At 60.7% G+C, this 19,755-nt stretch carries 22 protein-coding genes and 3 pseudogenes; 9 read left to right on the forward strand and 16 right to left on the reverse strand.

Annotated features, from left to right (window positions below; translation table 11 throughout):
• Positions 1-43 precede the first annotated feature (43 nt).
• On the forward strand, positions 44-976 hold the full coding sequence (locus AC1DXW_RS08930) for a LysR family transcriptional regulator (protein WP_477753302.1): 933 nt from the start codon (positions 44-46) through the stop codon (positions 974-976).
• Between the two features lie 56 nt (positions 977-1,032).
• Here the strand turns inward: AC1DXW_RS08930 and AC1DXW_RS08935 are convergent, their stop codons facing one another.
• Both AC1DXW_RS08935 and AC1DXW_RS08940 read right to left on the reverse strand, forming a co-directional pair.
• Positions 1,033-1,305 (reverse strand): DUF2790 domain-containing protein, encoded by a 273-nt coding sequence (locus tag AC1DXW_RS08935; protein WP_477753303.1) that lies wholly within the window; start codon positions 1,303-1,305, stop codon positions 1,033-1,035.
• A gap of 216 nt (positions 1,306-1,521) precedes the next feature.
• A pseudogene (locus tag AC1DXW_RS08940) lies at positions 1,522-1,746 on the reverse strand (Lrp/AsnC ligand binding domain-containing protein); the annotation flags it as partial.
• A gap of 4 nt (positions 1,747-1,750) precedes the next feature.
• Here AC1DXW_RS08940 and AC1DXW_RS08945 point away from each other — a divergent pair.
• Positions 1,751-1,834, forward strand: a pseudogene (locus AC1DXW_RS08945) (polar amino acid ABC transporter ATP-binding protein); the annotation flags it as partial.
• 292 nt (positions 1,835-2,126) lie between these two features.
• Here the strand turns inward: AC1DXW_RS08945 and AC1DXW_RS08950 are convergent.
• The 4 genes from AC1DXW_RS08950 to AC1DXW_RS08965 form a co-directional block, all read right to left on the reverse strand.
• Complete coding sequence (locus tag AC1DXW_RS08950; protein ID WP_477759951.1) at positions 2,127-2,552, reverse strand: N-acetyltransferase; 426 nt, start codon at positions 2,550-2,552, stop codon at positions 2,127-2,129.
• Between the two features lie 275 nt (positions 2,553-2,827).
• Entirely contained in the window at positions 2,828-3,883 is a 1,056-nt protein-coding gene (locus AC1DXW_RS08955; RefSeq protein WP_477753305.1) for a YkvI family membrane protein, read from the reverse strand.
• Positions 3,884-3,979: 96 nt separating this feature from the next.
• The gene (locus AC1DXW_RS08960; RefSeq protein ID WP_477753306.1) at positions 3,980-4,360 is read right to left on the reverse strand and encodes a RidA family protein; all 381 of its coding nucleotides are present in this window, start codon (positions 4,358-4,360) and stop codon (positions 3,980-3,982) included.
• A 27-nt stretch (positions 4,361-4,387) separates the two neighbouring features.
• Positions 4,388-5,524 (reverse strand): NAD(P)/FAD-dependent oxidoreductase, encoded by a 1,137-nt coding sequence (locus AC1DXW_RS08965; RefSeq protein WP_477759952.1) that lies wholly within the window; start codon positions 5,522-5,524, stop codon positions 4,388-4,390.
• A 183-nt stretch (positions 5,525-5,707) separates the two neighbouring features.
• On the opposite strand from AC1DXW_RS08965, the gene AC1DXW_RS08970 reads away from it, so the two are divergent.
• Entirely contained in the window at positions 5,708-6,322 is a 615-nt protein-coding gene (locus AC1DXW_RS08970) for a helix-turn-helix domain-containing protein (protein WP_477755646.1), read from the forward strand.
• Positions 6,323-6,427: 105 nt separating this feature from the next.
• Here AC1DXW_RS08970 and AC1DXW_RS08975 read toward each other — a convergent pair whose 3' ends face one another.
• Entirely contained in the window at positions 6,428-6,862 is a 435-nt protein-coding gene (locus AC1DXW_RS08975) for a helix-turn-helix domain-containing protein (RefSeq protein WP_477755647.1), read from the reverse strand.
• 81 nt (positions 6,863-6,943) lie between these two features.
• Here AC1DXW_RS08975 and AC1DXW_RS08980 point away from each other — a divergent pair, with 81 nt between their 5' ends.
• Positions 6,944-7,438 (forward strand): DUF2938 domain-containing protein, encoded by a 495-nt coding sequence (locus AC1DXW_RS08980; protein ID WP_477755648.1) that lies wholly within the window; start codon positions 6,944-6,946, stop codon positions 7,436-7,438.
• 71 nt (positions 7,439-7,509) lie between these two features.
• Positions 7,510-8,280 carry an APH(3')-II family aminoglycoside O-phosphotransferase gene (locus AC1DXW_RS08985; protein ID WP_477755649.1) on the forward strand — a complete coding sequence of 257 codons (771 nt, stop codon included), beginning with the start codon at positions 7,510-7,512 and terminating at the stop codon, positions 8,278-8,280.
• On the opposite strand, the pseudogene AC1DXW_RS08990 reads toward AC1DXW_RS08985, so the two are convergent.
• Positions 8,263-8,499, reverse strand: a pseudogene (locus AC1DXW_RS08990) (DJ-1/PfpI family protein); the annotation flags it as partial. The gene AC1DXW_RS08985 and the pseudogene AC1DXW_RS08990 overlap by 18 nt on opposite strands.
• Positions 8,500-8,565: 66 nt before the next feature.
• Positions 8,566-9,324, reverse strand: coding sequence for a DUF899 domain-containing protein (locus AC1DXW_RS08995; RefSeq protein ID WP_477755650.1), 759 nt, complete (start codon positions 9,322-9,324; stop codon positions 8,566-8,568).
• Between the two features lie 84 nt (positions 9,325-9,408).
• Between AC1DXW_RS08995 and AC1DXW_RS09000 the strand changes: the two genes are divergently transcribed.
• Together AC1DXW_RS09000 and AC1DXW_RS09005 are read left to right on the forward strand one after the other, a co-directional pair.
• Positions 9,409-10,629, forward strand: coding sequence for a tetratricopeptide repeat protein (locus AC1DXW_RS09000; RefSeq protein WP_477755651.1), 1,221 nt, complete (start codon positions 9,409-9,411; stop codon positions 10,627-10,629).
• A gap of 35 nt (positions 10,630-10,664) precedes the next feature.
• Positions 10,665-11,297, forward strand: a complete 633-nt coding sequence (locus AC1DXW_RS09005) for a Vgb family protein (protein WP_477755652.1) — start codon at positions 10,665-10,667, stop codon at positions 11,295-11,297.
• Positions 11,298-11,871: 574 nt separating this feature from the next.
• On the opposite strand, the gene AC1DXW_RS09010 is transcribed toward AC1DXW_RS09005, so the two are convergent.
• The 4 genes from AC1DXW_RS09010 to AC1DXW_RS09025 form a co-directional block, all read right to left on the reverse strand.
• Positions 11,872-12,732, reverse strand: a complete 861-nt coding sequence (locus AC1DXW_RS09010; RefSeq protein ID WP_477755653.1) for a CAP domain-containing protein — start codon at positions 12,730-12,732, stop codon at positions 11,872-11,874.
• 148 nt (positions 12,733-12,880) lie between these two features.
• Positions 12,881-13,510 carry a helix-turn-helix transcriptional regulator gene (locus tag AC1DXW_RS09015; RefSeq protein WP_477755654.1) on the reverse strand — a complete coding sequence of 210 codons (630 nt, stop codon included), beginning with the start codon at positions 13,508-13,510 and terminating at the stop codon, positions 12,881-12,883.
• Positions 13,511-13,529: 19 nt separating this feature from the next.
• Positions 13,530-14,159, reverse strand: a complete 630-nt coding sequence (locus tag AC1DXW_RS09020) for a hypothetical protein (protein ID WP_477759953.1) — start codon at positions 14,157-14,159, stop codon at positions 13,530-13,532.
• A gap of 126 nt (positions 14,160-14,285) precedes the next feature.
• Complete coding sequence (locus tag AC1DXW_RS09025; protein ID WP_477756125.1) at positions 14,286-15,074, reverse strand: alpha/beta hydrolase; 789 nt, start codon at positions 15,072-15,074, stop codon at positions 14,286-14,288.
• Positions 15,075-15,200: 126 nt separating this feature from the next.
• Between AC1DXW_RS09025 and AC1DXW_RS09030 the strand changes: the two genes are divergently transcribed.
• Positions 15,201-16,145 (forward strand): aldo/keto reductase, encoded by a 945-nt coding sequence (locus tag AC1DXW_RS09030; RefSeq protein WP_477756126.1) that lies wholly within the window; start codon positions 15,201-15,203, stop codon positions 16,143-16,145.
• Positions 16,146-16,268: 123 nt separating this feature from the next.
• Entirely contained in the window at positions 16,269-16,922 is a 654-nt protein-coding gene (locus AC1DXW_RS09035; RefSeq protein WP_056727305.1) for a peroxiredoxin, read from the forward strand.
• 142 nt (positions 16,923-17,064) lie between these two features.
• Here the strand turns inward: AC1DXW_RS09035 and yghX are convergent, their stop codons facing one another.
• From yghX to glcF, 3 genes are all read right to left on the reverse strand, one after another.
• Positions 17,065-17,952: a YghX family hydrolase gene (gene yghX, locus AC1DXW_RS09040; RefSeq protein WP_477756127.1), complete on the reverse strand. Its 888-nt coding sequence runs from the start codon at positions 17,950-17,952 to the stop codon at positions 17,065-17,067.
• 161 nt (positions 17,953-18,113) lie between these two features.
• Positions 18,114-18,515, reverse strand: coding sequence for a heme-binding protein (locus AC1DXW_RS09045; RefSeq protein WP_477756128.1), 402 nt, complete (start codon positions 18,513-18,515; stop codon positions 18,114-18,116).
• A 19-nt stretch (positions 18,516-18,534) separates the two neighbouring features.
• Positions 18,535-19,752: a glycolate oxidase subunit GlcF gene (gene glcF, locus AC1DXW_RS09050; protein ID WP_477759954.1), complete on the reverse strand. Its 1,218-nt coding sequence runs from the start codon at positions 19,750-19,752 to the stop codon at positions 18,535-18,537.
• Positions 19,753-19,755: the final 3 nt, after the last annotated feature.

Raw genomic sequence — 19,755 nt, forward strand, 5'->3', positions numbered from 1 at the left:
GTCACGGGGCCGTCCTGTTTGCCTATCCCTTGAGGTGAAAACGATGGATGTTTTCCAGACCCTGCGTTGTTTCGCGGCAGTGGCCCAAAGCGGCAGCTTCACCGCGGCGGCCGCGATGTTGGACACCACCACGACCAACGTTTCAAAAGCCGTTTCCAGCCTGGAGGCCCGGCTGCAAACACGGCTGATCAACCGCACCACCCGGCGCCTGGCTCTGACCGAAGCCGGCGTGCGCTATTTGCAGCGCTGCGAGCGGATTCTGCAGGACATGCGCGAGGCCGACGAAGAGGCGGGTACGGCTCAGGTCATGCCCGCAGGCCGGCTGAAAATCCATGCCATGTCGGCCATCGGCAACCATTACGTGATCGGCGCCATTGCCCGCTACCGAGAAACCTATCCTTCGGTTCTGTTTGACCTGACCGTGACCAATCGGCTGCCGGATTTGCTGGAGGAAGGCTATGACATGTCGATTGTACTGGCGCGGGACCTGCCCGATTCCGGGTTTGTCGCCCAGCGGCTGGGTATCACCTACAGCATTCTCTGCGCCTCGCCGGCTTACCTGAAAAAACGCGGGACGCCCGAATCGCCGGGTGATCTGGAAGGCCATGATTGCCTGCGAATCGTCAACACGGTCATGCCAGCCGAGAACTGGGTGTTTGAAGGCCCGCTTGGGATAGAAACGTTCAGCACGCCGGTGTCGCCCTTTCACGTCAACACAGCCGACGCCATGACTTTCGCGATCAAGAACGGGATGGGGATTGGTATTCAACCGATTGCTTCGGCCGTCGAGGGCCTGCGGGCGGGGACTTTGGTGCGGGTACTGCCAGGGTATCGGCTTGAAGAGCTGAACCTGTTTGCGATCTACCCGTCACGCAAGTTCGTGGATGCAAAAATAAAAACCTGGGTGGAATTTCTGAAGCATTCCATTCCGGGTTTGCTCGCGGCTGATGAAAAAATTGTCGGTGCATCTGTATAGCGTTGTGGTTGGCGCTGTACGCATGGAGTGTCGACCCTCCATCGTCCATACAGTGCTCAACCGTTCGAGCAACCGCTGCCCATTACTTGGTACTCAATGGTGCGGCGTTGACCCCGGGAATCTTCATAGGTCATGCGCGCCGGGACCGGTCCGCATTCATCGGCGACTTCCGATACTTCGATGACGCGCTTGATATCGAGCCTGGTGCCGTATGTGTAGGTTTCAACCGGCGTTTGGCTGGTGGCGGCAGTTGAGTGGCTGTCCTCTGCAAAGGCCTGGGCACCGGCGGCGCCAAGGGCAACAAAGAGTGCGATGTTCAACAGTTTCATGATCTTCACCTCGTGGTTGAAGCGTTGTCCTGCAAGGATGTTTAACCTTGTGAGCGGGTTGCATCTGACTGGGTTTGCTCACTTGGGTAGAGCCGATATTAGGCGTTTGGCGGGGGCGCAAAAATCGGTCGGCGGGATAAACACTGTTGCCGGATTGCTCATGAATCGAGGGGGCTTTGGCGGGGAGCCGGTCTCAAGACTTCTCCCCCAGGCAAATCAGGAACTCTGCCGATCAATATCGCGTCGCAGAACGACAGCGGTGGTGATGTCTTCAACGGATTCGTGACTGGCTACTGCATCTCTGACCCGGTTCAGATCATCAATGGTTCGCGATTCGACCTCAATGACCAGGTCGAGCTGGCCACTGACCGAGGAGACTCGTCGTACCTGCGAGTTTTGCGCAAGCAGGTCCAGCAAGCTGATTGCGGGTGTGCGTTTCAGGCATGAGGGGGCACCGCAAGAGATCCTGCAAAACCCTGTCCAGGAACGAACCCGGTCGTTCTTGAAAAAACATCTGCACGATAGATAAGTTGCGCTTTCGCTTCTGAACGCCCGGGGCAGGCGCGATCAAACGTCGAAGTTACGACGCGGGCAATGGACTGAGTCGCTTCTGGAGCTGCTGATCTTCATCGGCGTTACGGTTTGAGATCGCGGATGGTACGGAGTACCCGCCGGGGTTGCGCCAGCTGTTGATTGCTCCTTGTCCGACTTCCCATCGAAAATCACAGGCCCTTAACGACGCAAGGTCAGTTGGGCAGACGCTTACGCTGAAGCTAGCGCGACCTGTCATTTTCCTTTCGCCTGTAGCTACATTAGTCAGATTAGGCGACCCAGCGCATCACCTTCTCAAGGTGGCCAGTGTGCGCATCCAGTTGTTCATTGAGAACTACAAAGCCCTGGTTCTCATAGAAATGGATACTGGGCGCATTCGCCGAATACACAGTCAGCTGTAGAGTTGACTTGGATGCCATGACGTCCGCGAGAAGCTGCGTACCTATGCCGTCCCCCTGACGCTCAGGCGATACGAATAGCGCCGCAAGTGTGTCTCCATACACAGAGCAGAATCCTGCTACCGTCCCGTCTGCCTCAAACACTCGGGACATGGCGCCGGGTAGGTAGACCTCACGCATGGCAGCAAGCTGGCTACGCCAGAATTCGGGGGCTATGAAGTGATGCGCCTGGATTGACGCTCGTAGCCAAATGTCCAATACGGGCTCCAGGTCAACGTTTCGAAAGTCGCGGATCATGAGGCCTCAACGATTGAGTCAGGAAGAAAACATTGTGCCAAATGCGTGCTCCGCGCAACGGTCCTCCGTTTGCAGATCTACCTGGCACTGATTCTGATCGATCAGCCATACATGGGGCTGGAACTGTGACCGCCAACGCCAGCACCGGTTTGCTCTGGACGCTGACAGTCTATTTGAGCCGCTGGCATGAGTATCGCCCCGTACGGCCTGCCGATTCCGTTGATGGTCATGGTCGCACTGATCGTTTTTTTGCTCAGCACGCCACTATCGACTGATTAAGCCTGGGCCAGGCGTCCTACGCGTAACCAGCCAACGACCACTGCGCCAATCAGCAAAAAGCCCAGGTAGCCAAAGAGTGGATAGACCTGGCCCACCAGGTTGACAAACCCGACCAGGCTACCGACGAAAGCCAGTGCGCCAGCGGCCGCTGAGCCGACGCGGAATTTGCGAGTGCCTGCCGGCAGTAGCCGGGCCGAAAAGGAATACAAGGTACCGACGGCCGTGTTGACGATCATCAGGAAAATGATCACCGCCATCAGCAGACCGAGGACTGGCGAAACCTCCGTGGCGATGGACAGCATGGGCATTGGCAAATCCGCCACGCTGTCCAGGCGTGACAGCAATCCCAGGCTCATCACCAGCATCAGCAGCCCCAGCAACGCGCCACCGAAGATGCCACCCCAGATGGCTTGCTTCTCGGATTTCGCAGCGCCGCCCATGATCGCCAGAAACGGCACCCCGGCCACGATGTTGTAAGACACGTACAATAACGCTCCCAGCAGCCAATGGCTCGCGCCAGCGTCTTGCTGGCTGGCCAGTTGATTTAGCTCACCGAAACTCAAGCCCCGGGTGGCGACGCCATACAGGGCCACCGCTACCGCCGTCAGGATCAACAGCGGAGTGACGGCGCCAATCATGCCAATCACTTTCTGCACATCCAGGCACACGATGGCGACCACGATCAGGGTCACCGCCACGCTGCCGAACATGGCGGGAATGCCGAACTGTTGTTCCAGCAAGGCGCCGCCGCCGGCCAACATGACCACGGTCACCGCAAACATGAAGAAGGTGATCATCAGGTCGACAAAGGTGCCCAGGTAGCGTCCGCACAGTGCATGGACTACGTCCTTGTGGGACTTTGCCTGCAGTCGGCTACCCATGCCCGCCAATGCCATCCCGAGAAAGGTGAAGAGTGCGGCGCTGACCACCGTCCCGAGCAGTCCCCATACGCCGAAATCCACGAACATCATCTGCAGCTCCCGGCCGGAGGCGAATCCTGCACCGACAATCACACCGACAAATGCACCGGCTATTTTCAGACTTTCTTTCATGACGATTTCCCTCGAATTGTTTTTGTTATGGCTTATGGGGACGACCACTGTTCATGGCCGTCCCGGGGCATCGCACTGGCAAACGGCAGGGGTGGATCAGCGGGCGCCGACCCAGGCCTGGACTTCGATTTCCACGTCGACCCCCAGCGCCAACTGGGCGCCGCCGACCGTGGAACGCACCGGGTAACCATTCTCGAAGTGGCGCTTGTACACCTCGTTGAAACCGGCGAAATGTTGCATGTCCGTCAGCCACACTGTGGCCTTCACCACCTGGTCAAAACCCACGCCGCATTCGGCCAGGGTCTCCCCGATGCGGGCCATGGCAGCCTCGGTTTGCTCGCGGATATCACCGAGCACCACTTCGCCCAGAGGGTTCATCGGGACTTGCCCCGAGAGGAACAGAAAGTCGCCGACCCGAATGGCCTTGGAGAACGGATAGGGCAGGTGGCTGGGGTAACGCTGGAAATTGTCAGACATGGTATGCAACCTCATTGGGGTGATTGATTAGCGCAAGCGACCAAGTGCCAGGCGTTGTGGCTCGACGCCCTGGCGGCGCAGTGCTTCGGGTAGGGGTTGATCGAGCAATTGGGCACAGGCCAGTTGCGATACGCCAGCCGCGGACTGAATGCCATAACCGCCCTGTGCCGCCAGCCAGAAGAAGCCTTCGCGGTGATCGTCCCAGCCAACCACCAGATCACCGTCGGCGACGAACGAGCGCAGGCCGGCCCAGCTGTGGCGTGGGCGGCGGATGGACAAGGAGGTGGCGGCTTCGATGTGGTAGATCCCGGTGGCGATGTCCAGCTCTTCGGGCATCACGTCCTGTGGCGGGACGGGATCGGCGTTGGCCGGCGAACCCAGCAGTTGGCCGGCGTCCGGTTTGAAGTAAAAGCTTTCGTCGATGCCGATCACCGCAGGCCAGCGTGAGAAGTCGATGCCTTCAGGGCCGTCGAAGGTAAAGGCGCTGCGTCGGCAGGGCTGCAACCCAATGGGCTGCACGCCGCACTGCTGTGCCACCTGGTCGGCCCAGGCGCCCGCGGCATTCACCAGGTTGCGTGCGCGCAACTGGCGGCCGTCGGCCAGTGTCAGGTGCCAGTGACGACCTTCGCGGGTGGCGACGCTCAGTTGGGCATCGCACTGCAGCACGCCACCGGCACGGCGCATGGCCCGTAAAAAACCCTGGTGCAACGCGTGGACGTCCAGGTCGCGGGCGTCGGTTTCGAGCATCGCCCCGACAATCGCTTCCGGGCGCAGGCAGGGCACCAACGCGAGGGCCTGCTCGGTATCAATCAATGAAACATTGCCAGCCTGTGCCTGCCCGGCATCGAAGGTTTGTTGCAGCAGGGATTGTTGCCCCTCGCCGGCGATGTACAGACAGCCGCGAGGCTCCAGCAGTGCATGTTCGGTGAAGTCAGTGGGCGGTTGCTCATAGAAGTCCCGGCTGGCGCGGGTCAATGCCTGGATCTGCGGTGTGCCATAGCTTTCCATGAACATCGCGGCGGAGCGTCCGGTGGCGTGATAGCCCGGCTGGCTCTCACGCTCGAGCACCACAACGCTGGCTTGCCCGGCCAAGCGATAGGCCAGGGAGGCCCCCGCAATACCACCGCCGATGATGGCGAAATCGAAACATTCGCTGTCCTGCATACCGAAATCACTCCTGTCTCTGGGGATGGGGAAAAAAGTTTTCCCCTTATTTTTATAATTCTCAGATACGAGAAATGTAAGATATGAGAATTCCGCAGTCAACCCATTGCCTTGAGGTATTATTTCCAGCCCTTGTCTTGGCTCAGCCCCAGGCACCGTTTTTCGTACGACAGAGAAGTCTGCATGAGTTCCGATCGAGTCTCGTGTCCCACGGACCATCCCTTGATAGATCGCGCCCAGGTCGGTGCGCGCCTGCGTGTCATCCGCAAAAACCAGAAGTTGACGCTTAAACAACTGTCCGAGCGTTCGGGCGTGGCGCTGTCGACCTTGTCGAAGATGGAGCTGGCGCAAGTGTCGGTGAGTTACGAAAAACTCGCGGCCGCCGCTCGTGCCCTGAGTGTGGACATTGCCCAGCTTTTCAGTCCGGCCAAGGCGGGGGTCAGTGCTGTACAGCCCACGGTGGTCAGCACCGCCATCGACAGTGCGGCGGGTTACAGCACGGGCAATTACGAATATCACCCGATGGCGGGGGATTTCCCCGGACGCAGCATGACGCCCATGTACGCGCGGATCTGTGCGCGCGAACTGAATCAGTTCGAAGACTACATCCGTCACCCCGGACAAGAGTTCGCCGTCGTCCTTTCAGGTCGTGTGCGCATTCAATTCGAAACGGGTGAATCCCTCAGCATTGGCTGTCGAGAAACAGCCTATTTCAACAGCTCAATAGGTCATATTTATCTGGCGGAAGGCGAGGATGGCGCCGACGCTGAAGTGATGGTGGTGATGTCGGAGTATTGACGCTGAGGGGGCTGTCAGTTCCAGGTTGAACTCACATTCCAGCTCGAGATAGCGACTGCCATATTCCAAGGATGCCAGGAACTCCATTGCGCTCGTGCGGTGTGCTCAAGGCCGAACGGGCGCAGGATGTGGCGCCGAATGCCTGCCCCGTTTAAAGACGCCAGCCGCTGCGACCTTGAGTAACCGATGAAATCTCGGGCATTCTGCGTGGCTAGGGGCTGGACATGCGGCCGCATGCCGCAATCCCCGGCTCATCGCCTGTAGTTGCTTGACGGTCGCATCAATCTCATCCGCCTTGGCCAAAAGCACGTCTCTATCAACAACGGCCTTACCATTCGGGGAAAGCATGGCACGTATCTCGTCCAGTGAGAGACCGCCTGCCTGTCCGAGTGCGATAACAGCCAACTGCTCAACCACGGCAGACGCAAACTGGCGGCGAGCCCCGCGCGGGCTGACTGACGCGATCAAGCCTTTCTTCTCGTAGAAACGCAATGTGTGGGCAGGAACTCCCGTGCGTTTGACGACCTCAGTGATATCCATTTTCAGCCCATTGACTTGAAGTTGACTTCAACTTCTATCATGCAACGGCAAGATTAATTGGTCCATGAACAAGAGGTAGGTATGGCATCGCTGGAAGTGGTTGCACACGTTTTTCTGTTGGGGGTTGGCGCTACCGTCGTCATGGATTTGTGGATGTTCCTCATGAAGGCCTTTGGCGTTCCAACGCTGAATTTCGCTTTCGTCGGGCGCTGGGTAGGTCATGTATGCCAAGGCAAATTCGCTCATGCCAGCATTGGACAAGCGATGCCGGTGCGAGGTGAAGTGGTCCTGGGCTGGGTGGTGCACTACGCCACGGGAGTTGCTTTCGCGGTGTTACTGGCGTGCATTCAAGGCGTCGCCTGGCTGCAGGAACCAACTTTCCTGCCAGCAATCGCTTTGGGCGTGGCAACAGTGGCAGTCCCGCTTTTTGTTATACAGCCCGCCATGGGGGCAGGATTTGCATCCTCCAAGACGCCGACGCCGGCCAAGAACTGCATGCGCAGTTTAATAAATCATACCGTCTTTGGCGTTGGCCTCTACCTGTCCGCGGTGGTGATTGCCTTGGCTTCGAAGTGAGCAGGGTTTGAGTCTTGCTTGTCATGCAACCGACTGGCAGTAAATCCGCCAACACTTGAGTAAGTGACAGTATGTACATTCCTACCCAATGGTCCCAAACATTCAGTGGGGCGCCTATTGAACGACAAACTATCGGAGAGTCAGGAGCCGAGGTTTCTCGCATCCGCTGCATCAATGGGGAACACCTGTTCGTGAAGTCCGAGCCCATTGGCGTACACAGTGAGCTGCCGGAAGAGATTGAGCGTCTTCGTTGGATGAACCGGCTTGACCTGCCTGGGCCAACAGTTCTTGATGCTACGACAGAAAATAATCGCCATTGGTTACTCATGAGTGCCGTCCCTGGACATGATCTGGCCAGTGCCAACGATTTGTCTCCACCCCAAGTCATCAGCATCCTGGCGGCGGCACTACGTACTCTGCACCAGATGCCAATTGATACATGTCCCTTTGATCACCCCTTGGAGCAGCGCATAGCCGCCGCCAGGAGTCGAGTGAGTGCCGGGCTCGTTGACGAGGCAGACTTTGACGATGAGCGGCTGGGTCGGACCGCTGAGGGTGTTTTCGCAGAGATGCTGTCGACGCTCCCTGAAACCTGTGATCTTGCGGTCACCCACGGCGATGCCTGCCTACCGAATTTCATGGTCGAAGGAAGCAGCTTTACCGGCTACATCGACTGCGGCCGGCTAGGCATCAGTGACATCTATCAAGATCTTGCACTGGCTGTCCGAAGCATAGAGCGCAACCTTGGACAGGCATGGGTAGCGCCATTTTTTCGCGCCTATGGTGTAGAGCCAGATCAGCAACGTATAGCGTTTTACTGTTTGCTAGACGAGTTCTACTGATGAGCCGACTTCTCCTTGTCGGATGCGGAGCCCGATCAAGGCATCATAGAGCTCTTGCTGCCCAGCTGGCAGAACCGGGAGCAGCGTCGCGCGGCGTTTGTCGACATCGAACCAGGACTCGACCAGCCGTCCCACAAGATAGAGCGCCGCAAGGCATCCGCCAGCGGTTGCAACGTTCCCCTGCCATACCAGCGGCTGGTCCATGGGCTCCAGTTCTAGACCAAGCCTGCGTCGGTGGACAAACTGGCGGATGTCTTCATCGACGGTCAGTGACGCCGCTGGCGCTCACTGGTATTCATCATGCCGGCGCCACCAGGGCCCCGTTTCATTGCGCCCCTTGGGCGCGCGGTCGAGCCATTGGTACATGCCCCACAATCCGTCCAGGCCCCGGGCGTAGGTGGAGTAGGTGTGATAAATCTCGCCGTCCTCCAGCACGAACGTACTCAACCCCGGCCGGTCGCGGGTGTAGGTCGGCGCATCGGTGCCACAGGTCGCGGCGAACTGTTTCACCGGTTCCGGTATTTCACTGGCGTCCATGGCATGGCCGCCGCGCTGATAGTTGTACTCGACCTGCCCTTCACGCTGCTGCGCTTCGGTGAAGTAAACGTTGAAGTCGGCGGTGAAATCGCTGTCGGCGGCCGAGGCCCAGGGAAAGGTCCAGCCCATCCGACGTTTGTAGGCCTGCAGTTTCGCCAACGGCGCGCGGGATATCGCCATCAGGGTCACGTCGTGGTTCGCCAGGTGGATGACGACGGGGTCGAAACTATCGGCGATGGCTGAGCAGGACGGGCAGCCGGCCGTGTAGTCGGGCCCGAACATGAAGTGGTAGACCAGCAGTTGCGAGCGCCCTTGAAAGAGCTCGGCCAGGGTTGCGCCGCCGCTGTCGGTATCGAAACGGTACGTCTTGTCGAGGCGAACCCATGGCAATGCCTGGCGTTGCCTGGCGACTTCATCGCAGCGTCGGGTCAGGGCCTTTTCCGCTTCGAGCAGTTGCAAGCGTGCCGCCAGCCATTGTTCCCGGGTCGCGGTTTTGTGCGTGTTCATCGTTGTACGCTCCTGGTGAAAGGTCGTGATTTAGACTAAACCCGGGTATCGAATGATGGGAGTGACAAGCGTGGCGGGATTTCGATGGACTCGATGATCGCGGCCGCCGCCCAGGCGCTGGCGGCGGGCAATCCGCTGGGCGCACTGGACCGTGTGGCCTTGCGCGACGATGCGCCGGCGCTGGCCCTGCGCGGTATCGCCATGGCGCAACTGGGCGATCTGGTGCGGGCCCGGGCGCTGGTCAAGCGTGCGCAACGGGCCTTTGCGCCCAGGGAAGTGCTGGCCCGTGCCCGATGTGTGGTGGCCGAGGCCGAAATCGCCCTGGCTTCGCGGGAACTCGGCTGGCCGGTCAAGGCGCTCGAAACGGCGCGGGTCACCCTTGAACACCACGGTGACCGGGTCAATGCCGCCCATGCGCGGTATCTGCAAATCCGCCGGTTGCTGCTGATCGGGCAGCTCAACGAGGCGCAGCAGTTATTGGCCGAACTCGACCCCGACCCATTGCCGCCAGCCTTGCGGGCAACCCATGAACTGGTGCTGGCGGGGATCGCCATTCGCCGCCTGCAATCGCACGCGGCGCGGGAGGCGTTGAACAGGGCCGGGCAAGCTGCCAGTCAAGCGGGGATTGCCGCGCTGATGGCTGAGGTCGAACACGCTGCGCGCCTGCTCGATGCCCCGGCGGCGCGCCTGATTGCGCGGGGTGAAGTACGGCCGCTGTTGCTCGATGACGTTGAAGCGTTGTTCTGTTCAACGTCACTGGTGGTGGATGCCTGCCGGTACGTTGTGCACGGCTGTGGCATGTCGGTGTCGCTCGCTACAAGGCCGATCCTGTTCGTACTCGCCCGCACATTGGCCGAGGCGTGGCCCGCCGACGTTACGCGGGAAACGCTGATCGCCCGGGCGTTCCGTTTGAAACTCTCGGATGAATCCCATCGCGCACGGCTTCGCGTGGAAGTCGGCAGGCTGCGTCAAGCACTCAAGCCCTTGGCCGGCATCACCGCGACGGCTCGCGGTTTTGTCCTGCAATCACCGGTGTGTACACAGGTGGTGACACTGGCGCCGCCGGTCGAGGAAAAATTTGCCGCGGTATTTGCCTGCCTCGCCGATGGCGAGTCGTGGTCGAGCTCCGCCCTGGCATTGGCGCTGGGTACCAGCCAGCGCACGGTACAGCGGACACTCGAGACACTGGCGGAGGAGGGCAAGGTGCAATGGTTTGGCCGTGGCCGCGCGCGGCGCTGGATGACGCCGCCCGTGCCGGGATTCACGACGACCTTGTTACTCCCGGCGCCGCTGCCCGGTGGCTAGGATGAACGCCACCAACCCCAATGAGGAATGCCGGAATGAAACACGCAACTGCTGAAATCATTCGTGAATATGGCCCGTTTGCCGATGTCGACCATGTGTGCGGCGTCACTTGGGACGGCGAAAAGGTCTGGTTCGCATGCAACAATAAAATCAACGCCCTGGACCCGGAAAGTGGCAAGGTGCTGGGCTCGATCGATGTCGCTGCCCATGCCGGCACCGCGTTTGATGGCGTACACCTGTTCCAGATCGCCGAAGACCGCATCCACAAGATAGACCCCCGCACCGGTCGTATCCTCTCGACCATTCCTGCCCCCGGCGCAGGCACCGATTCGGGGCTGACCTGGGCCGAAGGGACGTTGTGGGTGGGCCAGTATCGCGAACGCAAGATCCACCAGATCGACCCCGAGACCGGCAAGATCCTGCGCACCATCGAATCCAACCGTTTCGTCACTGGTGTGACCTGGGTGGACGGCGCGCTGTGGCACGGTACGTGGGAAGGCGATGAAAGCGAGCTGCGCCGGATCGATCCGCAATCGGGCGAAGTGCTGCAAAGCCTGAAAATGCCCGAAGGCGTGGGCGTGTCGGGGCTTGAGTCCGATGGTGGCGAGCGGTTGTTCTGCGGTGGCGGCGATAGCGGCAAGGTGAGGGTGGTGCGTCGGCCTGCCTGAGGCACCGGTGTTGGATGTGCCGGCCCCTTCGCTGTGTAGGAGCGAGCTTGCTCGCGAAGGGGCCGTTAGCTTCAACATCAATGCTGACTGATACTCCGCTTTCGTCGGAACGCCGCCCGGAGCAAGCTCGCTCCTACACAGCGAAGGCGGCGTGTCAGGCGCCATCAATGTTGGATGTGCAGCCCCTTTCGAACCGCGCTGCGGGCTTAGTTTTTTTCCGTCCAGCCATGTTTTCTGCTGGTCGAAATCGGTCTAAAAGCCTGGTTGGCAATCGTGTCTGTTTTGCTATCCTCAACCTTGTAGGTGAAGACGCAGACTGATGCGCAAAAGGATAGCAAGGAGACGTGGGGCGCGTTCCGAAGGGTACACGGTTAGAAAGATCCCCGCGCTGGGATCCAGCCCTTATGCCGTGTGAAGCAGAAGAGTTCCATTACAGTTTCACGGCTCTTTTGTGGGAGGCCTGATAAACCTTGTAAGCCGGAGACCAGCGCCGGCCACCTACTTATTACATTCACCCACGAAGCCCGCCCAGTGCGGGCTTTTTAATGCCCGCAAGGTGGGTCCGGTCAGCGGCTCAGGGCGCGCCAAACAGCATCGTCCAGTAAACACCGTTGTCGCTGCGCGCGTTGGCGGCGTACGCGGCACCGACCTGGGTGAACATCGGGTTCATCAGGTTGGCGCAGTGCCCGGGGCTGGCGAGCCAGCCGGCCATGGCCTTGCTGGGTGAACCTTGCCCGGCGGCGATGTTTTCACCGATCTGCCGGCCACGGTAGCCGGCGGCCTTTGCACGGTCATAGGGCATGTCACCGTCGGGATCTTGATGCGCGAAATAATTGCCGTAGGCCATGTCCTTGCTGTGGCCTTGTGCTGCGGAGCCCAGGGCAGCACTCCAGGACAGCGGCCGTGCGGCGGCAAAACGCTGGCGACCGCAAAGTCGCGGCTTGGCCCGGGCCGCGTTGACCTGCGCCAGCAACGCCTGTGCGGCGCTGCGTGGATCGCTGGTTTGCCCGTCGAGTACCGGCTTGGCGAGTACCACTTGCCACTCGCTCCCGGCGCGGCTGACACCGATGTCGGCGTATTGGTTGTCGAGCAGTGCGGCGCAGTGCTCGTCCTGGAACATATCGAAGGCTTCTTCGGCATCCCGTGCACCCACCACGCGGATGGACCGCACCATGGTTGCCTGATAGCCGGAAGCCTTTAACCGGTCCCGCAACCCACCACCATAGCCAACGGGCAGGGCCAGGTTCGACTTGAGCTTCAGGGGTGATAAGCGTTGCGTCGGCCGCCGGTCGCAGCGTTGCGGATGGGCGCGATAGTCGTTGATGGCGTCTACCAGTTGCCGTTGCCCATCGGCGTGGGCGGGGCTTGCAAAAACCGGAAGCAGGGAAAACAGGCACAGCGAAGAAAAGCGCAAGGCAACGACAGTTTGGCGCATGGGACGGGCAACTCGGATGAGATGACGACGATAGGAGTGGGGAAAGCGCTGGGTATGACTGGTGACTCGACACAAGGTTCACGGCGGACAAACAGCTGCCTGTCGTCCAGCCGAGGCGTCCGACGAAGGGTAAGGCGTGGTGCGCCGTTTAAACGGGATCCTGGTCCTCGCTCGGTCGCAGCCTGAAACGACAGACATGCCCGCCGCGCACCATGCATTCGCTGTGTTCGACTTCACCGCCGCCCAGTGCGCCGATCAAGGCCAGGTCCAGTTCGCAGACCACCGGGTGGGCGGCGGCCAGGCGATGGAACACGCAGTTATGCGCGACGATTTCCGGGGTGCCTCCTGAGCGAAAAAACACCTCGGCTTCGTAGCCCGTCTGGTTCATGTGCTGCACGATCCTGGCTTCATCCACGACCTGTTGCTCCAGGTCCGAAGCCAGTTTTCGGCCCATGCTGCGCATCAGCGAGGCCAGGGCTTCAGGACCGATGATGCCCGCCACTTCATCAATCAATATGCTGGCCAGTAGCTGATAGTGGCGAGGGAACTGCTCCCGCGCGTGGTCGGTGAGCCGATACAGCTGCTCCGGACGCCGGCCCGTCGGACGGGTGTCGCCGCGCAGCACCAGAGCGTCACGCTCCAGCGCCGCCAGGTGTTGGCGGATCGCCGTGCGCGTGACGGCCAGGTGTTCAGCCAACTCGTCAATGCTCATGCCGCCCGCATGGTGCAGCAGTGCATTGAGCAGGTCCTGCTGTGTTCGGCCCAGTCCTTCCAGCATGGGATGCCCTCGCGCGATATCAGAACTTGTCAGGGAATTGCTTGACCAGCGCGGCGGTCAGCGCGTCGGCCAGGGCCAGGATGTGCGTGCGCATCATCGCCCAGGTACGGGCTTCGCCGGCGTAATCGTGGGCGGCAAACTCATCGATCTGGGCGACGTGGTGACCGCCATGGGCCGACAACATCGTCACCAGTGTCGCCTCAGGCAGATTGGGGTTCGCCGTAGCCAGAAACGCCGCAATCGCCTTGGCATTGCTGGTCAACTCGGTGACGGCAGCCTGCTTGCCCTTGGCGTCTTTCGCGACGGTGGCATCGCTGTAGTGTTTCACCGCGCCCCAGTGACCGGCAAGCAGCTTGAGCAGTTGATCCGCCGCCGGTTGGCCGTAGAGCGGGGCGATGCTGTTGGCGATTTTGGTCGCGTTGTCGACGACTTGGTCCGCCGCGACTTTGGCTTGCTTTTTGTCGGCGGATTGATTGGCCAGCGCGTAGTTTCTGATCCAGAAAATGTGTTCGACCCAAAGGTCACGCTCGGCCAGGCGCGTGGTCAGCGCGGGGCTGTCGGCAGCGGCAGGTGAGGCGGCGGGCGTCTGGCTCCAGACCGGTTGCGCACAGAAAGCCAGCAGGAGCAAAGCCAGGGTTTTGATATTCATGACGGCACCCTCTGAGAGTGGGAACGTTCGACAATATCAATATAGGCATAAAAATATGTTTTTATTGAGTGCTGGTGAATTCTCGGATGAACGGCCACAGGTCACAGGTATGTTCTACCTTGCTTGCTACAACCCATCCCCCAGCCTCTTGAGGTACTCAGGGCTGTCGCTGATCGAGTTATGTCCTGTCCCCGGTATCACCTGCAATGACGCCACACCGCGGGTGAAATGACTTAACAGACGCTCGGTACTTGAGCGCGGAATCACTTCATCATGCTCGGCGGCAATCAGACGAGTCGGCACCGTGATGCGGGCGGCGTAGCGCCAGGACTGGTATTTATCCTTCAACAACCAGCGCACCGGAAACCAGCGAAATTGACGGGCAGCCAGCCCTTCGAGGCTGTTATAGGGCGTGATCAACACCAGTCGCGCGGCCGGGCGTTCGCTGGCCAGGCGCACGGCAACCCCGGAACCCAGGCTGCGTCCGACCACCGCCACATGCGGATGGCTGACATACACCTGGTCGAACAAGGTGATGGCATCGCGGGCAATGGCCTCTTCGGAAGGTGAGCCGGAACTGCCGCCATAACCCCGGTAATGCAGTAGGTACAGCGCGTAGTCAGGGAAGGCTTGGGAGAACTCGGGCAGGTTGCGCGAGACGTCTTCGGCATTGCCGCCGAAATAGATCAGCGCGTTGGGACCCTCGTGCGGTCGGATGGAGACCAGCACCTGTGCGTCGGCGACAGGCAGGGTGAGCAGCGTCGCGGCGGTCCCGATGGCGCGCGGTTGCGGGTAATAAATCAGCGCCCGCTGGAACACGAACAGCGCCACGCACAGCGCCAGGTACAACGCAGCGATGATGACGACGAGTAATAACAGGGTGCGCGACATTCGACTAACGTTAGTGGGCGGCATTGACTGCTCGGGGTTTGAAAGTGGCTGGCGCAAGGCTTTCTGAGTGTAGTCAATCGACCCTTGGCGCGGGTTTTCCGGGTTGTCGGCGCAACAGCCCGGACCCCGGCGACTGGTGAGAAGCGTTTTATGAGCCATCCTGAGGGTTACACCCGTAGAGAAGTACTCACGCTGGCTGCCGGTGCTTCGGCGGTCTTCACGTTCGGTCCGGCGGGTGCACAGCCCGAGCCGTCGACGGGAACAGGAGGCAAGACCATGCAGACCCGCGCCATTCCTTCCAGCAACGAGTCCTTGCCGATCGTAGGGTTGGGCACTTATCGCGGATTCGATGTCGAACCTGCGCAACCGGCCTGCAAAGACTTGCCCGCGGTGCTCGATGCGTTGTTCGACAAGGGTGGCAAGCTGATCGACAGCTCGCCGATGTACGGTCGCGCCGAACAGACCATCGGCGAACTGCTGTCGATCCATGAGCCGCGCTCACCGGCGTTCCTGGCCACCAAGGTGTGGATCCGGGGCCGCGAAGAAGGCATCGCGCAGATGGAACAATCCTTCGCCCTGTTGCAAACCGACCGGATCGATCTGATGCAGATCCACAACCTGCTGGACTGGCAGACGCACTTGCCGACCCTGCGCCACTGGAAGGAACAAGGGCGTATTCGTTACATCGGCATCACCCATTACACCGCATCAGCCTATGAAGAAGTGGAAGCGGTACTCAAGGCCGAGCCACTGGACTTTTTGCAGATCAACTACGCCCTGGATGATCGCGCAGTCGAGAAACGCCTGCTGCCGTTGTGCCGTGAGCGTGGGGTAGCGGTGATTTGCAACCGGCCGTTCGGCGGTGGCGGCTTGCTGGCCAGGCTGAGGGATAAGCCGCTGCCAGGCTGGGCGGCGCAAGTCGGGGTCAAGAGCTGGCCGCAACTGGCGCTGAAGTTCCTGCTGTCGCATTCGGCGGTGACCTGCGTGATTCCGGGCACCGGCAACCCGCGCTACATGGCGGAAAATGCCCGGGCCGGTTTCGGCCCGATGCTGACCGACGCCCAGCGTCAGCAACTGATTGCGCTGGTGGGCTAGCGACTCAGCCAACGCAGGCCGGCGAGTCCCGGAACCTCTCCTATACTGTTTCGCGTCCATGCCGTTGAAAGCGCATTCGCTGCCCTGACGGCGTCCCTGTCCATCACTGCAAGGAGATCGAACATGGCTATCCGTATTGGCGACGAAGCACCGGACTTCACCGCCGACACCACCGAAGGCACCCTCAACTTTCACCAATGGATCGGCGATGGGTGGGCCATCCTGTTTTCCCATCCCAAGGATTTCACCCCGGTGTGCACCACCGAACTGGGCTACCTGGCCAAACTCAAGCCGGAATTCGACAAGCGCAACACCAAGGTCCTCGGCCTCAGCGTCGACCCGGTCAGTGACCATAACCGTTGGGTCGGTGACATCGCCGAGACCCAGGGCACGGCGGTCAACTATCCGCTGATCGGCGACGAAAACCTGGTGGTGGCCAAGCTCTACGACATGATCCATCCCAATGCCAGCGGCGGCGCGCGCACGGCAGTGGACAACGCCACGGTGCGTTCGGTGTTCATCGTCGGCCCGGACAAGAAGGTCAAGGCCATGCTGATCTACCCAATGAGCGCCGGGCGCAACTTCGATGAAGTGCTGCGCCTGCTCGATTCCCTGCAACTGAATGCCAAGCACACCGTTGCCACGCCAGTGAACTGGCGGCCGGGTGAAGACGTGATCATCCCGACCTCGGTGTCTGACGAAGACGCGAAGAAGAAATACCCGGATGGCTTCAAGACCTTGAAGCCGTATCTGCGGACTGTGGCTCAGCCGAAGTAGTCACCAGCAGTGGGACCGCCATCGCGAGCAAGCTCGCTCCCACAGGGATCTCCAGCGAACACAAGAACTGTGTACGACAGAGATCCAATGTGGGAGCGAGCTTGCTCGCGATGAGGCCAGTTCTGCCGGCCTCAACTTCCGGTCAAACCAGATACTTCTTAAACCACCCCAACGTCCGCTCCCACGCCAGCTTCGCCGCCGCCTCGTCATAACGCGGCGTCGAATCATTGTGAAAGCCATGATTGCAGCCCGGATAAATATAGGCCTCATAGGTCTTGCCCCCGGCCTTCAACGCTTTCTCATAGGCTGGCCAGCCTTCGTTGATCCGCGTATCCAGTTCGCCGTAGTGCAGCATCACCGGTGCCTTGATCCGTGGCACCTCCTCGGCCGTTGGCTGACGGCCATAAAACGATACGGCGGCACCCAGTTCCGGATAGGCCACGGCAGCGGCATTGGTCACGCCACCGCCGTAGCAGAACCCGGTGATACCGACTTTTCCAGTGGCGGCGGGGTGTTTCATCATCCACTCGACGGCGGCGAAAAAGTCGTTCATCAGCTTTTCCGGGTCGACCGTGGCCTGAAGTTCGCGGCCCTTGTCGTCATTGCCGGGATAACCGCCGACCGAACTCAGGCCGTCCGGGGCGAGGGCGATGAAACCAGCTTTGGCCACACGCCGGGCGACGTCTTCGATGTACGGGTTGAGCCCGCGGTTTTCGTGCACGACCACCACCGCCGGCACCTTGCCGGTGGCCTTGGCCGGACGCACCAGATAACCACGAACCTGGCCGTGGCCCTTGGGCGACGGGTAGGTGATGTATTCGGCAAGAATGTCCGGATCGGTGAACTCGACCTGCTCGGCCAGTGCGTAGTTGGGGCTCAACGCGGCGAGCAGGGCACCCGCGGTCAAACCGCCGAAGGTAAACAGCGCCGCACGGTCGAGAAACTCCCGGCGGTTGATCTTGCCGTGGGCGTAGTAGTCGTAGAGTTCCAGCAGTTCAGGGGCGAAGTCTTTGGCAGTTAGACGGGTCATTGCTGCAACTCCTCTCGGCTGGTTTAACACGGACCCTTGTGGGAGCGAGCTTGCTCGCGATGGCAGAGTGTCATTCAACATAGATGTCGACTGGTCTGCCGCCATCGCGAGCAAGCTCGCTCCCACAGGGGGCTATGGTGGATGTTTGATGTGCATTCTGTTCATTTCACGCACTGCGCCCCGGCCTTGGCCACCTGCGCATCCTGCCCGGGCTTGACGCCCGACACACCAACAGCACCAATCACCTGCCCATCGAAAACGATCGGCACGCCACCCTCAAGCGAGGTCAGCAACGGTGCTGACAGGAAAGCGTAGCGCCCAGCGTTGACCATGTCCTCATAGCTTTTCGATTGGCGCCGCCCGAGGGCTGAGGTCCGCGCCTTTTCGGTGGCGATGTAGGCACTGCCAGGCGCGCAGCCGTCGAGGCGCTCGAGGGCCAGCGGGTGGCCGCCGTCATCGACTACCACGATGGTCACGGCCCATTGATTGGCCTGTGCTTCGGCGCGGGCGGCTTTGATGATCTGCTGGACTTCGGTCTGGCTCAGCACGGCTTTGCGGTTCATGGACATCTCCAGGGTTTAGTTAAGGCAGGGCGTCTTCGACCAGTTCGATCCAGTGCCGCACCGGGGTTCGGCCCGCGCCGTCGAGGTGCGTCTGGCAGCCGATGTTGGCCGTGACAATCACCTCGGGATGGCCGCTTTCCAGGGCGTTGAGCTTGTTGTCGCGCAACTGCCGCGACAGTTCGGGCTGAGTCAGCGAATAGGTGCCCGCCGAGCCGCAGCACAGGTGCCCGTCGGGGACTGACGTCAGGTTGAAACCGAGTTCGGTCAGCAGTGCTTCCACGGCACCGCCGAGTTTCTGTCCATGCTGCAAGGTGCAGGGGCAATGGAAGGCCACGCGTTGGGAGGCGTGGATGCCAAGTTTCCCCAGCGGCTCGTCGCGCAACACTTCCACCAGGTCCCGGGCCAGCACGCTGACCTTTTTTGCCTTGTCGGCATAGGCCGGGTCGCTGGCGAGCAGATGGCCGTAATCCTTGATAAAGGCGCCGCAACCGCTGGCAGTCTGCACAATCGCTTCGGCGCCTTTTTCGATGCCCGGCCACCACGCGTCGATGTTGCGCCGGGCGCGATCGAGGCCGGCGGCCTGGGCGTCCAGATGGTAATCCACGGCGCCGCAGCAACCGGCCTCGCGGGTCGCGATGACGCTGATCCCCAACCGGTCCAGCACCCGCGCCGCCGCGGCATTGGTGTTGGGTGACAGGCTGGGCTGCACGCAACCTTCGAGCATCAGCACCTGACGCTCACGCAGGGTCATGGGCCGCGGCTTGGCCGGGTAGACAGTTCGCGGCAACTTGCTTTGCAGGGTGCCGGGCAGCAACGCGCGGAACACCTGACCGCTATTGACCAGGCTTTTAAACAAGTCCGGATGCGGCACGGTCTGCCGCAACCCCTCGCGCAACAGGCGCTGACCGAGCGGGCGCGGCACCGCCGCATCGACCACCGCTCGACCGATGTCCAGCAGGTTGTGGTAGTCGACGCCCGACGGGCAGGTGGTTTCACAGTTGCGGCACGACAGGCAGCGATCCAGGTGCTGCTGGGTCTTTTGCGTGACGTCGTTGCCTTCCAGTACTTGCTTGATCAGGTAGATACGGCCCCGTGGACCGTCCAGTTCATCGCCGAGCAATTGATAGGTCGGGCACGTGGCATTGCAGAACCCGCAGTGCACGCAGGTGCGCAGGATGCTTTCGGCTTCTGCGGCGCGGGGCAGATGGCTGGCGCTTTCACTCAAGGTCGTCTGCATGGT

Source organism: Pseudomonas sp. P4_C4 (assembly GCF_056402055.1).

Coding starts and splice junctions, on each gene's coding strand:
- glcF (WP_477759954.1), bottom strand. CDS start 19,752: ATGCAGACGACCTTGAGTGAAAGCGCCAGCCATCTGCCCCGCGCCGCA.
- AC1DXW_RS08955 (WP_477753305.1), bottom strand. CDS start 3,883: ATGAAAGAAAGTCTGAAAATAGCCGGTGCATTTGTCGGTGTGATTGTC.
- AC1DXW_RS08965 (WP_477759952.1), bottom strand. CDS start 5,524: ATGCAGGACAGCGAATGTTTCGATTTCGCCATCATCGGCGGTGGTATT.
- AC1DXW_RS09000 (WP_477755651.1), top strand. CDS start 9,409: ATGGACTCGATGATCGCGGCCGCCGCCCAGGCGCTGGCGGCGGGCAAT.
- AC1DXW_RS09015 (WP_477755654.1), bottom strand. CDS start 13,510: ATGCTGGAAGGACTGGGCCGAACACAGCAGGACCTGCTCAATGCACTG.
- AC1DXW_RS09035 (WP_056727305.1), top strand. CDS start 16,269: ATGGCTATCCGTATTGGCGACGAAGCACCGGACTTCACCGCCGACACC.
- AC1DXW_RS08970 (WP_477755646.1), top strand. CDS start 5,708: ATGAGTTCCGATCGAGTCTCGTGTCCCACGGACCATCCCTTGATAGAT.
- AC1DXW_RS09010 (WP_477755653.1), bottom strand. CDS start 12,732: ATGCGCCAAACTGTCGTTGCCTTGCGCTTTTCTTCGCTGTGCCTGTTT.
- AC1DXW_RS08975 (WP_477755647.1), bottom strand. CDS start 6,862: ATGGATATCACTGAGGTCGTCAAACGCACGGGAGTTCCTGCCCACACA.
- AC1DXW_RS08960 (WP_477753306.1), bottom strand. CDS start 4,360: ATGTCTGACAATTTCCAGCGTTACCCCAGCCACCTGCCCTATCCGTTC.
- AC1DXW_RS09025 (WP_477756125.1), bottom strand. CDS start 15,074: ATGCCGCCCACTAACGTTAGTCGAATGTCGCGCACCCTGTTATTACTC.
- yghX (WP_477756127.1), bottom strand. CDS start 17,952: ATGACCCGTCTAACTGCCAAAGACTTCGCCCCTGAACTGCTGGAACTC.
- AC1DXW_RS09020 (WP_477759953.1), bottom strand. CDS start 14,159: ATGAATATCAAAACCCTGGCTTTGCTCCTGCTGGCTTTCTGTGCGCAA.
- AC1DXW_RS08995 (WP_477755650.1), bottom strand. CDS start 9,324: ATGAACACGCACAAAACCGCGACCCGGGAACAATGGCTGGCGGCACGC.
- AC1DXW_RS08935 (WP_477753303.1), bottom strand. CDS start 1,305: ATGAAACTGTTGAACATCGCACTCTTTGTTGCCCTTGGCGCCGCCGGT.
- AC1DXW_RS09030 (WP_477756126.1), top strand. CDS start 15,201: ATGAGCCATCCTGAGGGTTACACCCGTAGAGAAGTACTCACGCTGGCT.
- AC1DXW_RS08985 (WP_477755649.1), top strand. CDS start 7,510: ATGTACATTCCTACCCAATGGTCCCAAACATTCAGTGGGGCGCCTATT.
- AC1DXW_RS09005 (WP_477755652.1), top strand. CDS start 10,665: ATGAAACACGCAACTGCTGAAATCATTCGTGAATATGGCCCGTTTGCC.
- AC1DXW_RS08930 (WP_477753302.1), top strand. CDS start 44: ATGGATGTTTTCCAGACCCTGCGTTGTTTCGCGGCAGTGGCCCAAAGC.
- AC1DXW_RS08980 (WP_477755648.1), top strand. CDS start 6,944: ATGGCATCGCTGGAAGTGGTTGCACACGTTTTTCTGTTGGGGGTTGGC.
- AC1DXW_RS09045 (WP_477756128.1), bottom strand. CDS start 18,515: ATGAACCGCAAAGCCGTGCTGAGCCAGACCGAAGTCCAGCAGATCATC.
- AC1DXW_RS08950 (WP_477759951.1), bottom strand. CDS start 2,552: ATGATCCGCGACTTTCGAAACGTTGACCTGGAGCCCGTATTGGACATT.